This is a genomic window from Enterobacter cloacae complex sp. ECL72 (assembly GCF_019056635.1).
In the GTDB taxonomy this organism is placed as follows: domain Bacteria; phylum Pseudomonadota; class Gammaproteobacteria; order Enterobacterales; family Enterobacteriaceae; genus Enterobacter; species Enterobacter hormaechei_C.
Window position 1 is genome coordinate 837273 of the sequence record NZ_CP077659.1, and the last position, 14788, is coordinate 852060.

The window sequence follows — 14788 nt, forward strand, 5'->3', positions numbered from 1 at the left end:
CACCTTTTAAACCAGCCCGAACAGCGTTAACAGCATGTCGATAACCTTGATCCCAATAAAGGGCACCACCAGCCCACCCAGACCGTAAATCCACAGGTTACGGCGCAGCATGGCGGCGGCCGTCAGCGGCTTATAGCTCACCCCTTTCAGCGCCAGCGGAATAAGAAAGACAATAATCAGCGCGTTGAAGATCACCGCGCTCAAAATGGCCGAGGCCGGAGAGTGCAGGTGCATCACGTTCAGGGCATTCAACTGCGGGTAGGTTGCCGCAAAAGCCGCCGGAATGATGGCGAAATACTTCGCCACGTCGTTGGCGATACTGAACGTGGTCAGCGAGCCGCGCGTCATCAGCATCTGCTTCCCGATATGTACCACTTCGATCAGCTTGGTCGGGTTCGAGTCGAGATCCACCATGTTGCCCGCCTCTTTTGCCGCCTGGGTACCGGAGTTCATCGCCACCGCCACGTCGGCCTGCGCCAGCGCCGGGGCGTCGTTGGTGCCGTCGCCGGTCATCGCCACCAGACGGCCTTCCGCCTGATACTGGCGAATGAGTGCCAGCTTCGCTTCCGGCGTCGCTTCGGAAAGGAAATCATCCACGCCCGCTTCGGCGGCAATGGCCGCCGCAGTCAGACGGTTATCCCCGGTGATCATCACTGTTTTAATGCCCATCTTACGCATCTGGGCGAAACGCTCTTTAATACCGCCTTTAACGATATCCTTCAGGGCGATAACCCCCAGAACGCTTGCACCTTCCGCCACCACCAGCGGGGTTGCTCCCTGACGCGCCACGCTTTCCACCAGGTGGTCGACTTCCGGGGGGAAGTGTCCATTATTGGCTTCAATATGACGGCGAATGGCATCAACGGACCCTTTACGGATCATCCGGTCCTGAATGTTAATTCCGCTCATTCGGGTTTGCGCTGTGAAGGGCACGAACGTGGCGTGCAGGCTCTGAACGTCGCGCTGGCGCAGGTTAAAGCGCTGCTTGGCGAGGATCACGATACTGCGGCCTTCCGGCGTTTCATCGGCCAGCGAGGAAAGCTGCGCCGCGTCAGCCAGCGTTTTTTCATCCACGCCGGGAGCAGGTAGAAAGTCAGAGGCCTGACGATTGCCCAGGGTGATGGTCCCGGTTTTATCCAGCAGCAGCACGTCTACGTCACCCGCCGCTTCAACGGCGCGTCCGCTGGTGGCGATGACGTTCGCGCCCAGCATCCGGCTCATCCCCGCCACGCCAATCGCGGAAAGCAGGCCGCCGATAGTGGTGGGGATCAGACAGACGAGCAGGGCGATCAGTACGGTGATGCTAACCGCTGTACCGCCGTAGGCGGAGAAGGGCCACAGGGTCGCCGTTGCCAGCAGGAAGACAATGGTGAGCGCCACCAGCAGAATGGTCAGGGCGATCTCGTTCGGCGTTTTACGACGCTGTGCGCCTTCCACCATGGCGATCATCCGGTCGAGAAAGGTTTCGCCCGGGTTAACGCTGCACTGGATCACCAGCCAGTCGGAAAGAATGCGCGTTCCGCCGGTAACTGAGGCGAAATCTCCGCCCGACTCACGGATCACCGGTGCGGATTCCCCGGTAATGGCGCTTTCGTCTACCGACGCGCCGCCCTCGATCACCTCACCGTCGCAGGGGATGATGTCGCCAGCTTCCACCAGCACCACGTCACCTTTGCGCAGTTCATCCGCCGGAACGTGGTCCATCTGCGCGCCGTATTTAGGTTCGCGTAATTTGCGCGCAAAGGCGGTTTTTTTTACCCCTTTCAGGCTGTTGGCCTGCGCCTTACTGCGGCCTTCCGCCAGCGCTTCGGCAAAGTTGGCGAACAGCACGGTAAACCACAGCCACAGGCTGATGGCGCCGGTAAAGGTTGCATTCCCTGAAAGCTGTCCCGTTCCCATGGCAATCGCCAGTGCGGTGGTGAGTAAACTTCCAGTCCAGACAATAAACATCACCGGGTTGTGCCACTGCACGCGCGGGCTCAGTTTTTTTACCGCATCCATGAGGGCCTGACGAACTAACGTCGGTTCGAGCAGGGCCAGTTGTTTACGACTCATGACAAATTCTCCGCAAAATCAGCGTAAAGAGAGATATTCCGCAACCGGGCCTAACGCGAGGGCGGGGATAAAGGTCAGGGCACCCACCAGCAAAACGGTGCCAATCAGCAGGCCGACGAACAGCGCGCCGTGAGTCGGTAACGTACCGGTGGTGGTCGGCTGGATCTTCTTATTCACCAGTGTTCCAGCGATCGCCATGACGGGAATAATCACGCCGAAACGTCCGATGAACATGCAGAACGCCAGCAAACAGTTCCAGAACGGCGAGTTGGCGCTTAATCCTGCAAAGGCGCTGCCGTTGTTGTTGGCGGCAGACGAAACGGCGTAAAGCACTTCGCTAAAGCCGTGAATGCCCGTGTTAAAGATGCCGTTGCGCCCGGCGTCGGTCATCAGCGCCAGCGCGGTACCGAGCAGCACAAGGGTGGGGGTGACCAGAATTGCCAGCGCGGTTAATTTCATTTCGCGGACGTCGATTTTTTTGCCGAGATACTCCGGCGTGCGACCGATCATTAGCCCGGCGATAAACACGGCGAGCAGAACGAACAACAGCATGCCGTACAGCCCCGAACCGACCCCACCGAAAACTACCTCGCCAATCTGCATCAGCCACATCGGGATCATGCCGCCGAGCGCGGTAAAAGAGTCGTGCATGGCGTTCACTGCCCCGCAGGAGGCCGCCGTGGTGACCACCGCATAGAGGCTGCTGGCAAGAATGCCGAAGCGGCTCTCTTTGCCTTCCAGGTTGATATTGCTGTTAGCCCCCAGCTGCATGAAGTGGCTGTTGCCGTTCCATTCGGCCCACATCACCAGTGCTACGCAGACCACGAAGATCAACGACATCGCCCACAGCAGCGTACGTCCCTGGCGGCGATCGTTAACCACATCGCCAAAGGCGAAGCAGAGCGCGGCGGGGATCAGGAAGATCGCCAGCATCTGTACAAAATTGGTTAATGCCGTTGGGTTTTCAAACGGATGCGATGAGTTGGCGTTGAAGAAGCCGCCGCCGTTGGTGCCCAGCATCTTGATCGCTTCCTGCGACGCCACCGGCCCCATAGGAAGGAGTTCCCTGGCCCCTTCAAGCGAGGTGTAAGGGGTATAAGGCAGCAGGTTTTGCAGAGTGCCTTGCTGAATAAAGAACAGGGCAATAATCAGCGCAACAGGCACCAGGATCCAAAGGGTGATGCGCGTGACATCAACCCAGGCGTTGCCGAGGGTGCTGACATTCTGACGGGCAAACGCGCGCGTCAGGGCGAAGATCACCGCGATACCGCTGGCCGCAGAAAGAAAGTTTTGCACGGTTAACCCGGCCATCTGGCTGAAGTAGCTGAGCGTGGTTTCACCAGCGTAAGACTGCCAGTTGGTGTTGGTGACAAAGCTGACCGCCGTGTTCAGCGCCAGATGCCAGGATAAACCCGGTAACTGCTGCGGGTTCAACGGCAGACTGCCCTGGAGCATCAGCAGCGTAAAGAGGGCAATAAGCCCCAGGATATTCAGAAGCAGTATCGCCATTAGGTACTGGCGCCAGTTCATTTCCCGATCGCTGATACCTGAAATGCGCCAGAGCACGTTTTCAATATTTCGCGTGCCCGGCAATGGCACGTTGTTTATCAGACGCGCCAGCGCTGTTCCCAGCGGCCTGGCGAGCACAAACAGCACCAGTAAAAAGCTGGCAATAAGCAAAAACGCCTGAGCAGCCATCAGAATGCCTCCGCATTAATCAGGGCATAAATCAGATAACCCAATAACAGGAACACCAGCACGATGCCGGCAATCAGACCTGCACTCACAATCCACCTCCGGGTGACTTTTGTTGTTGTACAAACGGTAGGATTTATGGCGCAAAGATTTCGCAAAAATCAGAAGGGCAGGTGTAAAAAAAGTATAAAAAGGGAAAGACCACAATTTAACTATTGGTAAGTAAATCGTTAACTTTTTTGTAACTTAATTACAGGCGGGAATGTAAATATTCACGAAATGAATGAAAATAAGTGGTCGGATGAGTAGTAAAATTACAAACAAAGCGGTATTATTTTAACCAGGTCACAGATTTCACATTTTCCGGAGACGGTTTCCGGCCAACTACAGGGGAGAAAATTATGGATCTTTATAAAGAGTTTCCGGCTCATATCATTTTCATGCGTCGCACTTTCGCCGTAGTGGCTGGCGTGCTGGCCCTGCCGGTGATGCTGTTCTGGAAAGATCGCGCACGTTTCTACAGTTACCTGCACCGCGTCTGGGCGAAAACCAGCGAGAAGCCGGTGTGGATGGATCAGGCCGAGAAAGCGACCTGCGATTTCTACTGATACGGTGTGACATCGTAGCCATAAAAAAACCGCCTACAGCAATGTGGCGGTTTTTTTGTCCCTCGGGATTCGCGGTCCGTTGGGTAGTTTTCAAGCTCTCACACAGAGGCTTACAAGCATACTTCTGCTGGTTTAATAAGCAAACGCTTCACTCCTAAATAAATTCTTAAAAACAGGTTCAATGGATGACGTTTTGCTCACGTGATGCCTACTATGCAGCGTCCCTTTCCGCCATCTCGCAAATGGGCACCGGTCCCGGGAAAGGTGTTACCACAACCGTGAGTCAGGCTCCACACAGAGCTTGTGTCCACCGATTTATCACCGGTGGTGATAGGTGGAGCGGTTAGCAGCAGGGACCGCATAGTGAAACGCTATTTATGCATCGCGTTCATTGTCGCCAGCGCACTCGTTGTAAAGAGTGATAAACCGGATGTGTTTATTGCCTTTACCCTGATAGCGCAGGACAAGTAGCGTTAAGGCCGCCTCGGGCGGCCTTTTTTATTTCATCCCGTCTACACTTCATGGCAAAGTAGTTCAATGCATGCCTTTTTCCTTTTACGGCATGCCCTTACGGACATAATGGACAATTGCCTGGAGTTTTATGCCCACCCATCTGGTTTGGTTTCGCGCGGATTTACGCATTCACGACAACTTCGCTCTCGCGGCGGCCTGCCGCGCTAAAGACGCGAATGTGCTGGCCCTGTTTATCGCCACGCCTGAACAGTGGCGGCAGCACGACATGGCGCCCCGGCAAGCGGCACTACTCAGCGCGTATCTGAATGACCTGCAACATTCACTGGCTGAAAAAGGCATTCCGCTGATCTATAAAGAGGCCCATGATTTTGCCGCGCAGCGCCAGACGGTGCAGGCAATCTGCCAGCAGCACGCAGTAACGCATCTTTATTACAACTATCAGTATGAATTCAACGAGCAACAGCGGGATCGTCAGCTGGAGAAAACCCTTGCGGGCGTGGTCTGTGAAGGCTTTGATGACAGCGTGATGCTCGCGCCGGGCAGCGTAATGACCGGTAGCCACGAAATGTATAAAGTTTTCACGCCGTTTAAAAATGCCTTTATCAAACGCCTGAAAGAGGGACTACCTGAGTGCGTTACCGCCCCGACCGTGAGAGGGGAAACGATAACGGATCTGCCGGCGATCAGGCTGAATTATCCCCAGCAGTCGTTCGATGAAACAGTATTCCCCGCCAGTGAGAAAGCAGCTATTGACCGGTTGCGTCAGTTCTGCACGCAGGGGGCGGCAGAGTACGAGGCGCGTCGGGATTTTCCAGCGACTGAAGGCACCAGCCGCTTGTCGGCCTGTTTAGCGCTGGGCGCGCTCTCTCCGCGCCAGTGTTTACATCGCCTGCTGGCGGAACAGCCTCAGGCCTTAGACGGGGGGGCGGGCGCAGTGTGGCTGAACGAACTGATCTGGCGTGAGTTTTATCGCCATCTGATGACGTATCATCCTGATTTGTGTAAACATCGGCCCTTTATTCGTTGGACCGAACAGGTACAGTGGCAGTCGAATGAGAAGCTGCTTAAAGCATGGCAGCGTGGGCTCACCGGCTTCCCGATTGTTGATGCGGCTATGCGGCAGCTCAATGAAACCGGGTGGATGCATAACCGCCTGCGTATGATTACCGCCAGCTTCCTGGTGAAGGATCTGCTTATCGACTGGCGAACCGGAGAGCGTTATTTTATCTCTCAGCTGATCGATGGCGATCTGGCGGCGAATAACGGCGGCTGGCAGTGGGCGGCCTCCACCGGAACGGATGCGGCTCCCTATTTTCGGATCTTCAATCCGACCACGCAGGGACAACGATTTGACGCCGACGGCGAGTTTATCCGTCGCTGGCTGCCTGAGCTAAAGGATGTCCCGGCCAAAGCCATTCATGAGCCCTGGGTATGGGCGGATAAACAGCGTGTTACCCTGAACTATCCCCGTCCCATTGTCGACCATAAACAGGCGCGCGTCGCCACGCTGGCGGCGTACGAAGCCGCCCGAAAAGTTTGAGAGAATGATGATGAAAAACAGTGAACTGGAACGCCTGATTAACGAAAAACTCAACACGGCTTCGTTTAGCGACTACGGCCCGAATGGCTTGCAGGTGGAGGGGCGCGAGGCGGTGCAAAAAATCATCACCGGCGTGACGGCAAGCCAGGCGCTGCTGGATGAGGCGGTGCGTCAGGAAGCCGATGCGGTGATTGTCCACCACGGTTATTTCTGGAAAAACGAATCACCGATTATTCGCGGCATGAAGCGCAACCGACTCAAAACGCTGCTGGCGAATGACATCAATCTGTACGGCTATCACCTGCCGCTCGATGCGCATCCTGAACTGGGAAATAACGTTCAGCTTGCGCAGCTGCTGGGGATTACCGTGATGGGCGAAATTGAACCTCTGGTGCCGTGGGGCGAACTGTCGATGCCGGTTCCGGGTCTGGAGCTGGCTTCGTGGATCGAAGCGCGCCTGGGGCGTCGTCCGCTGTGGTGCGGCGACACCGGGCCGGATACCGTGAAGCGCGTGGCATGGTGCACCGGCGGCGGCCAGGGCTTTATTGACAGCGCGGCGCGTTTTGGTGTCGACGCCTTCATTACCGGCGAAGTCTCCGAGCAGACCATTCACTCAGCCCGTGAACAAGGCCTGCATTTTTACGCGGCGGGCCATCACGCCACCGAGCGTGGCGGCATCCGCGCCCTCAGCGAGTGGCTGACGGAAAATACCGATCTGGATGTGACGTTTATTGATATCCCTAATCCGGCCTGATGAGAGGTAGTTAAGTGCAGCGAGCGCGTTGTTATCTTCTGGGTGAAACCGCGGTAGTTCTGGAGCTTGAGCCTCCGGTGACGCTTGCCACGCAAAAGCGTATCTGGCGTCTGGCTCAGCGACTGCCCGAGCTACCCGGCGTGGTTGAAGCTATTCCGGGTATGAATAATATCACCGTGGTGCTGCGTGATCCGCACACGGGGGCGCTGGATGCCATTGAGCGTCTGCAACGCTGGTGGGAGGAGAGCGAGGCGCTGGAGCCGGAATCGCGGACGATTGAGATCCCGGTTGTCTATGGCGGCAAGGGAGGTCCCGACCTTGGCGTGGTGGCCGAACACTGTGGATTAACGGAGAAGCAGGTTGTGGAGCTGCATAGCTCAGTCGACTATGTTGTCTGGTTTTTGGGATTTCAGCCGGGTTTCCCCTATCTGGGCGGGTTATCGCCCCAGCTGCATACGCCGCGCCGGGCTGAGCCGCGCCTGAGCGTACCGGCGGGCAGCGTGGCGATTGGTGGCGAGCAAACGGGAATTTATCCGCTCGCCTCACCGGGAGGCTGGCAGCTGATTGGGCACACGTCCACGCCGTTATTTGAACCAGGCCAGGACGCGCCCATACTCCTGCGTCCGGGGGATACCCTGCGCTTTATCCCGCAGAAGGAGGGGGTATGTTAACGCTTATTCGCGCAGGGCTTTACACCTCGGTACAGGATGCCGGGCGTTTTGGGTTGCGTCAGTCGGGCGTAAGCTACTGCGGTGCGCTCGATCGCCCTTCGCTGGAGATTGCCAACCTGCTGGTAGGTAACGCAGGCAGCACGGCGGCGTTAGAAATTACGCTGGGTCAGTGCGTGATTGAGTTTGGTCAGGAAACCTGGTTTGCCTTAACCGGCGCGGGCTGTGACGCGATGCTGGACGGCAAAGCGGTGTGGACCGGCTGGCGCCTGCGGGCGAAGGCCGGGCAGCGTCTGACGCTCAAGCGTCCTCTGCACGGCGTGCGCAGCTATCTTGCGGTGGCGGGGGGGATCGACGTGCCGGAGGTGTTGGGCTCATCCAGCACCGACCAGAAAGCGGGAATGGGCGGCCATGAAGGACGGCTGCTGCGTGACGGCGATCGTCTGCGGATAAAGACCTCAACGCGCCATTTCACCACCACGCAGGGCGTGAAACAGCTGCTGTGGGGGAACGTGATCCGCGCCTTACCAGGACCGGAATACCATGAGTTTGATGAAGCCGCGAAAGAGTCTTTCTGGCGCTCGCCGTGGAAGATCAGCCCGCAGAGTAACCGCATGGGTTACCGGCTTCAGGGGCAGCCGCTGACCCGCACGACTGACCGGGAACTGCTTTCCCATGGTCTGTTGCCCGGGGTGATTCAGGTGCCGGGCAACGGGCAGCCCATCGTACTGATGAACGATGCGCAAACCACGGGGGGATATCCGCGTATTGCCTGCATTATCGAAGCGGATCGCTACCATCTGGCGCAAATTCCTCTAGGTCAGCCCATTCATTTTGTGCAGTGTTCGCTGGAGGAGGCGCTGAAAGCCCGGCAGGATCAGCAGCGTTATCTCGATCAGCTGGCGTGGAGGCTCGATGGTAAAGATTGATTTAAACGCCGATCTGGGGGAGGGCAGCAGCGCCGATGCGGCGCTGATGACGCTGGTCTCCTCGGTGAACATCGCCTGCGGGTTTCATGCCGGCGATGCGCAGACCATGCTGGCGAGCGTGCGCAATGCCATGAAAAACCGCGTGGCGATTGGCGCTCACCCCAGCTTTCCCGACCGGGAAAACTTTGGTCGCACGGTGATGGTTCTGCCGCCTGAGACGGTTTACGCGCAAATGCTCTACCAGATCGGCGCCCTGGAGGCGATAGTGCGCGCTGAGAATGGCGTGTTGCGCCACGTCAAGCCGCACGGCATGCTCTATAACCAGGCGGCGAAAGATCCGGTGCTGGCAGACGCCATTGCCCGCGCGGTGCGGGACTGTAATCCGCAACTGATTCTGGTAGGCCTGGCGGGCAGCGAGCTTATTCGTGCCGGAGAACGGCTGGGGCTGACTACGCGGCAGGAAGTGTTTGCCGATCGGGGATACCTGCCGGACGGTAGTCTGGTTCCGCGTACGCAGGCCGGTGCGCTGATCACCGACGAAGGTAAAGCACTGGCGCAGACGCTGGAGATGGTGCGCTTCGGGCGAGTAACCTCAACGGAGGGGACAACGGCAAACGTTCAGGCTGATACGGTGTGCTTACACGGTGACGGCGAGCATGCGCTCCAGTTTGCGCGACGCCTGCGGGCGGCGTTCTCGGAAGAGGGCATTGTTGTCAGCGCAGAATAATCATGAAAGGACAATAACATGCCAGAAGGTCCGGAGATCCGCCGCGCGGCGGATAGCCTGGAGGCGGCGATAAAGGGCAAACCTCTGACACACGTCTGGTTTGCCTTTCCTCAACTCAAGCCGTTTGAATCGCAGCTGGTGGGGCAGACGGTGACCCACATTGAAACGCGCGGCAAGGCGTTACTCACCCACTTTTCCCATAACCTGACGTTATACAGCCATAATCAGCTTTACGGTGTCTGGCGGGTGGTGGAGGCGGACGAGCAGCCGCAAACGACCCGCGTGCTGCGCGTGCGGCTACAAACGGCGGATAAGGCGATCCTGCTTTACAGCGCCTCTGATATCGAAATGTTAACGCCGGAGCAGCTGCTGACGCATCCGTTCTTACAGCGGGTCGGGCCGGACGTGCTCGACATGCGTCTGACGGCAAGCGATGTGAAAGCCCGGTTGTTATCCGCCACATTCCGCAACCGGCAGTTTTCCGGGCTGTTGCTCGATCAGGCATTTCTGGCGGGGCTGGGAAACTACCTGCGGGTGGAGATCCTCTGGGAAGTGGGGCTGGCGCCGCAGCGCAAAGCGTCGCAGCTGAGCGATGAACAGCTGGAGGCGCTGTCGCACGCGTTACTGGATCTTCCACGGCTGTCGTACAACACGCGCGGCGTGGTGGATGAGAACAAGCATCACGGGGCGCTGTTCCGCTTCAGGGTGTTTCATCGGGCAGGTAAAAAGTGTGAGCGGTGCGGCGGGGTGATTGAGAAGGCGACGATCTCTTCCAGGCCGTTTTACTGGTGTCCTGGGTGCCAGATGTAAAAAAGCCGGGTGGTGGCTACGCCTTACCCGGCCTACATCTCGCACTTGTAGGCCCGGCAAGCGAAGCGCCGCCGGGCGTGTTTTTTAGCGCTTAATGTCAGACTTAAAATCACGCTGCTCGTAGCCGGTATACAGCTGACGAGGACGGGCGATCTTCATGCCTTCGCTGTGCATTTCGTTCCAGTGCGCAATCCAGCCCACGGTACGGGCCATGGCGAAGATTACGGTGAACATGGAAGACGGAATACCCATCGCTTTCAGAATAATGCCAGAGTAGAAATCGACGTTCGGGTAGAGTTTCTTCTCGATGAAGTACGGGTCGTTCAGCGCGATGTGTTCCAGCTCCATCGCCACTTCCAGCAGATCATCTTTCGTTCCCAGCTCTTTCAGCACTTCGTGGCAGGTTTCACGCATGACGGTCGCGCGCGGGTCGTAGTTTTTGTAAACGCGGTGACCGAAGCCCATCAGGCGGAAAGAATCATTCTTGTCTTTCGCGCGACGCACGAACTCAGGAATGTGCTCAACGGAGCTGATCTCTTCCAGCATCTTCAGTGCCGCTTCGTTCGCGCCGCCGTGCGCCGGTCCCCACAGGGAGGCGATGCCCGCAGCGATACAGGCGAACGGGTTCGCGCCGGAAGAGCCCGCGGTACGGACGGTAGAGGTCGAGGCGTTTTGTTCGTGGTCAGCGTGCAGGATCAGAATACGGTCCATCGCGCGTTCCAGCACCGGGTTCACTTCGTACTCTTCGCACGGCGTGGAGAACATCATACGCAGGAAGTTACCCGCGTAGGAGAGGTCGTTGCGTGGGTACACAAACGGCTGACCGATAGAGTATTTGTAACACATCGCCGCCATGGTAGGCATTTTAGACAGCAGACGGAACGCCGCGATATCACGGTGACGTGGGTTATTCACGTCCAGAGAATCGTGGTAGAACGCCGCCAGCGCACCGGTAATACCGCACATGACCGCCATCGGATGAGAGTCACGACGGAACGCATGGAACAGACGGGTAATCTGCTCATGGATCATGGTGTGACGGGTCACGGTGGTTTTAAATTCATCGTACTGGGCCTGCGTCGGTTTTTCGCCGTTCAGCAGGATGTAGCACACTTCCAGATAGTTGGATTCGGTGGCTAACTGATCGATGGGGAAGCCGCGATGGAGCAGGATACCTTCGTCACCGTCAATGTAGGTGATTTTGGATTCGCAAGATGCGGTGGAGGTGAATCCAGGGTCAAAGGTGAATACCCCTTTGGAACCCAGCGTACGGATATCAATAACATCCTGACCGAGCGTGCCTTTTAGCACATCCAGTTCAATAGCATCATCACCATTTAGGGTGAGTTTTGCCTTTGTATCAGCCATTTACGGTCTCCTTAGCGCCTTATGCTTAAGACTGCGCTTTACCGGATTTGCTTTCAGCTGTTAATCATCGTTACCAGATTGTTATTTGGCTTACCGCTCAGCTCACGAGGAGAAACCAGGGTACAGAGCTATGGCGCCTTGCAGGTAAACGAATGAAATATCAGTGAAACAACAGCAAATCAGCGTTTTTGCAGTCCGAATTATTCAAACCTGTATATCACTAATAACTGTCCTGATAACTTCGGTCAATACCATCACACTGTTACATAACTATTTGTCAGGTGAAAGAGAGACCTCATAACTTTTGCGCATTATATGCCTTTTCTGATGACGTTTGTAACAATATTGTTTAACATTTGTCAAATCAGATGATTAAAAATTAAAAAGATGTTGTTATCGTGACCCCGATCACTGTTCCAGAGAAAACCCAACAAACTGTATGTAGGTTAATTGTAATGATTTTGTGAACGGCCTATACTGCCGCCAGGTCTCCGGAACACCCTGCAATCCCGAGCCACCCAGCGTTGTAACGTGTCGTTTTAGCATTTGGAAGCAATGTTTTGCATGACGCGCAGTTATAGAAAAGGAACGCTGTCTGACCCGCATCGCAGTCCGGAGGAAGGAAACAATAAGAACAGCATGTGGGCGTTATTCATGATAAGAAATGTGAAAAAACAAAGACCTGTCAATCTGGATCTGAAAACGATCCGATTCCCTGTAACAGCAATAGCGTCCATTCTGCACCGTGTTTCTGGTGTGATTACGTTTGTGGCGGTCGGTATCTTGCTGTGGTTACTGGGAACCAGCCTCTCATCCCCTGAAGGATTCCTCCAGGCCTCAGCCATTATGAACAGCTTCTTCGTGAAATTTATCATGTGGGGCATTCTGACCGCGCTGGCCTATCACGTGGTTGGCGGCGTTCGCCATATGCTGATGGACTTTGGCTACCTGGAAGAGACGTTCGAGGCCGGTAAACGTACCGCTAACATTTCATTTGTGATCACTGTCGTGCTTTCACTTCTCGCAGGAGTTCTCGTATGGTAAGCAACGCCTCCGCATTAGGACGCAACGGCGTACATGACTTCATCCTGGTCCGTGCTACCGCCATCGTTCTCACCCTTTACATCATCTATATGATCGGTTTCTTCGCGACCAGCGGCACGCTGACGTGGGAAATCTGGAGTGGTTTCTTCGGATCGGCCTTCACCAAAGTGTTCACCCTGCTGGCCCTGTTCTCCATCCTTATTCATGCCTGGATTGGCATGTGGCAGGTGTTGACCGATTACGTTAAACCGCTGGCGATTCGCCTTCCGCTGCAACTGATTATTGTTGTTGCTCTGCTGGTTTACGTCATTTATGGATTTGTTGTGGTGTGGGGTGTGTAATGAAACTGCCAGTCAGAGAATTTGATGCTGTTGTGATTGGTGCGGGTGGCGCAGGTATGCGCGCCGCACTACAAATTTCCCAGAGCGGCCAGACCTGTGCGCTGCTCTCTAAAGTATTCCCGACCCGTTCCCACACTGTGTCTGCGCAGGGCGGTATCACCGTTGCGCTGGGTAATTCCCATGAAGATAACTGGGAATGGCATATGTACGATACGGTAAAAGGTTCCGATTACATCGGTGACCAGGATGCCATCGAATATATGTGTAAAACCGGCCCGGAAGCGATTCTGGAGCTGGACCACATGGGTCTGCCGTTCTCTCGTCTGGAAAATGGCACCATCTATCAGCGTCCGTTTGGCGGCCAGTCGAAAAACTTCGGCGGCGAGCAGGCGGCACGTACCGCAGCGGCGGCTGACCGTACCGGCCACGCGCTGCTGCACACGCTGTATCAGCAGAACCTGAAAAACCACACCACAATTTTCTCCGAGTGGTATGCGCTGGATCTGGTGAAAAACGCCGATGGCGCCGTGGTGGGATGTACCGCCCTGTGCATCGAAACCGGTGAAGTGGTCTACTTCAAAGCCCGCGCAACCGTGCTGGCGACCGGCGGCGCAGGCCGTATCTATCAGTCCACTACCAACGCCCATATCAACACCGGTGACGGCGTTGGGATGGCGATCCGCGCTGGCGTGCCGGTGCAGGACATGGAGATGTGGCAGTTCCACCCAACCGGTATCGCCGGTGCAGGCGTACTGGTGACAGAAGGCTGCCGTGGTGAAGGTGGTTACCTGCTGAACAAACATGGCGAGCGCTTCATGGAGCGTTATGCGCCAAACGCAAAAGACCTTGCGGGCCGTGACGTGGTGGCGCGTTCCATCATGATCGAAATCCGTGAAGGCCGCGGCTGTGACGGCCCTTGGGGTCCACACGCGAAGCTGAAACTCGACCATCTGGGTAAAGAAGTGCTGGAATCCCGTCTGCCGGGCATTCTGGAGCTGTCCCGCACCTTCGCGCACGTCGACCCGGTGAAAGAGCCAATTCCGGTTATCCCAACCTGTCACTACATGATGGGCGGTATTCCGACCAAAGTGACCGGTCAGGCGCTGACCGTGAACGAGCAGGGCGAAGACGTGGTCATCCCTGGCCTGTTCGCGGTAGGCGAAATTGCCTGCGTATCCGTGCACGGCGCAAACCGTCTGGGCGGCAACTCCCTGCTGGACCTGGTGGTATTTGGTCGTGCGGTGGGGCTGCATCTCCAGGAATCTATTGCCGAGCAGGGCGCGCTGCGTGATGCGACCGATGACGAAATAGATGCCTCTCTTGAGCGCCTCAATCGCTGGAACGGTAATCGTAACGGCGAAGATCCGGTGGAGATCCGTAAGGCGTTGCAGGAGTGTATGCAGCACAACTTCTCGGTATTCCGTGAAGGTGACGCGATGGCCAAAGGGCTTGAGCAGCTGAAAGCGATCCGTGAGCGTCTGAAGAATGCCCGTCTGGACGATACCTCAAGCGAGTTCAACACCCAGCGCGTTGAGTGCCTGGAGCTGGATAACCTGATGGAAACCGCGTTCGCCACTGCGATGTCGGCAAACTTCCGTACCGAAAGCCGTGGCGCCCATAGCCGCTTCGACTTCCCGGATCGTGATGACGAAAACTGGCTGTGCCATTCCCTGTATCTGCCAGAGTCGGAAACCATGACGCGTCGTAGCGTTAACATGGAACCGAAACTGCGTCCGGCGTTCCCGCCGAAGATTCGTACCTACTAATGCGGAGAC

General features: G+C 56.4%; 14 protein-coding genes. 10 read left to right on the forward strand and 4 right to left on the reverse strand.

What is annotated here, in order from left to right; translation table 11 throughout:
- Positions 1 to 6 precede the first annotated feature (6 nt).
- From kdpB to kdpF, 3 genes are read right to left on the reverse strand one after another with little or no spacing between them, the layout of a single operon-like run.
- The gene (gene kdpB / locus KTH07_RS03965; protein WP_023303301.1) at positions 7 to 2055 is read right to left on the reverse strand and encodes a potassium-transporting ATPase subunit KdpB; all 2049 of its coding nucleotides are present in this window, start codon (positions 2053 to 2055) and stop codon (positions 7 to 9) included.
- Between the two features lie 18 nt (positions 2056 to 2073).
- Positions 2074 to 3753, reverse strand: coding sequence for a potassium-transporting ATPase subunit KdpA (gene kdpA / locus KTH07_RS03970; protein ID WP_017384977.1), 1680 nt, complete (start codon positions 3751 to 3753; stop codon positions 2074 to 2076).
- Positions 3753 to 3842, reverse strand: coding sequence for a K(+)-transporting ATPase subunit F (gene kdpF, locus KTH07_RS03975; RefSeq protein ID WP_003858638.1), 90 nt, complete (start codon positions 3840 to 3842; stop codon positions 3753 to 3755). Before kdpF ends, kdpA begins: the two co-directional genes overlap by 1 nt.
- Before the next feature lie 309 nt (positions 3843 to 4151).
- Here kdpF and KTH07_RS03980 point away from each other — a divergent pair, with 309 nt between their 5' ends.
- From KTH07_RS03980 to nei, 7 genes are all read left to right on the forward strand, one after another.
- On the forward strand, positions 4152 to 4358 hold the full coding sequence (locus KTH07_RS03980) for a YbfA family protein (RefSeq protein WP_003858637.1): 207 nt from the start codon (positions 4152 to 4154) through the stop codon (positions 4356 to 4358).
- Between the two features lie 601 nt (positions 4359 to 4959).
- Positions 4960 to 6372, forward strand: coding sequence for a deoxyribodipyrimidine photo-lyase (gene phrB / locus KTH07_RS03985; RefSeq protein ID WP_023303302.1), 1413 nt, complete (start codon positions 4960 to 4962; stop codon positions 6370 to 6372).
- A gap of 10 nt (positions 6373 to 6382) precedes the next feature.
- On the forward strand, positions 6383 to 7126 hold the full coding sequence (locus tag KTH07_RS03990) for a type 2 GTP cyclohydrolase I (protein WP_026094364.1): 744 nt from the start codon (positions 6383 to 6385) through the stop codon (positions 7124 to 7126).
- A gap of 14 nt (positions 7127 to 7140) precedes the next feature.
- On the forward strand, positions 7141 to 7797 hold the full coding sequence (gene pxpB / locus KTH07_RS03995; RefSeq protein WP_003858633.1) for a 5-oxoprolinase subunit PxpB: 657 nt from the start codon (positions 7141 to 7143) through the stop codon (positions 7795 to 7797).
- Positions 7791 to 8723, forward strand: coding sequence for a 5-oxoprolinase subunit PxpC (gene pxpC, locus KTH07_RS04000; protein WP_017384973.1), 933 nt, complete (start codon positions 7791 to 7793; stop codon positions 8721 to 8723). Before pxpB ends, pxpC begins: the two co-directional genes overlap by 7 nt.
- On the forward strand, positions 8710 to 9450 hold the full coding sequence (pxpA, locus tag KTH07_RS04005; RefSeq protein WP_023303304.1) for a 5-oxoprolinase subunit PxpA: 741 nt from the start codon (positions 8710 to 8712) through the stop codon (positions 9448 to 9450). Before pxpC ends, pxpA begins: the two co-directional genes overlap by 14 nt.
- Positions 9451 to 9468: 18 nt before the next feature.
- Entirely contained in the window at positions 9469 to 10260 is a 792-nt protein-coding gene (nei, locus tag KTH07_RS04010) for an endonuclease VIII (RefSeq protein ID WP_023303305.1), read from the forward strand.
- 84 nt (positions 10261 to 10344) lie between these two features.
- Here the strand turns inward: nei and KTH07_RS04015 are convergent, their stop codons facing one another.
- Entirely contained in the window at positions 10345 to 11628 is a 1284-nt protein-coding gene (locus KTH07_RS04015; protein WP_006809584.1) for a citrate synthase, read from the reverse strand.
- Between the two features lie 639 nt (positions 11629 to 12267).
- On the opposite strand from KTH07_RS04015, the gene sdhC reads away from it, so the two are divergent.
- From sdhC to sdhA, 3 genes are read left to right on the forward strand one after another with little or no spacing between them, the layout of a single operon-like run.
- Positions 12268 to 12672: a succinate dehydrogenase cytochrome b556 subunit gene (gene sdhC / locus KTH07_RS04020; protein ID WP_026080740.1), complete on the forward strand. Its 405-nt coding sequence runs from the start codon at positions 12268 to 12270 to the stop codon at positions 12670 to 12672.
- Positions 12666 to 13013 (forward strand): succinate dehydrogenase membrane anchor subunit, encoded by a 348-nt coding sequence (sdhD, locus tag KTH07_RS04025; RefSeq protein WP_003858621.1) that lies wholly within the window; start codon positions 12666 to 12668, stop codon positions 13011 to 13013. Before sdhC ends, sdhD begins: the two co-directional genes overlap by 7 nt.
- The gene (sdhA, locus tag KTH07_RS04030) at positions 13013 to 14779 is read left to right on the forward strand and encodes a succinate dehydrogenase flavoprotein subunit (RefSeq protein ID WP_003858619.1); all 1767 of its coding nucleotides are present in this window, start codon (positions 13013 to 13015) and stop codon (positions 14777 to 14779) included. The genes sdhD and sdhA overlap by 1 nt, the downstream gene beginning before the upstream one ends.
- Positions 14780 to 14788: the final 9 nt, after the last annotated feature.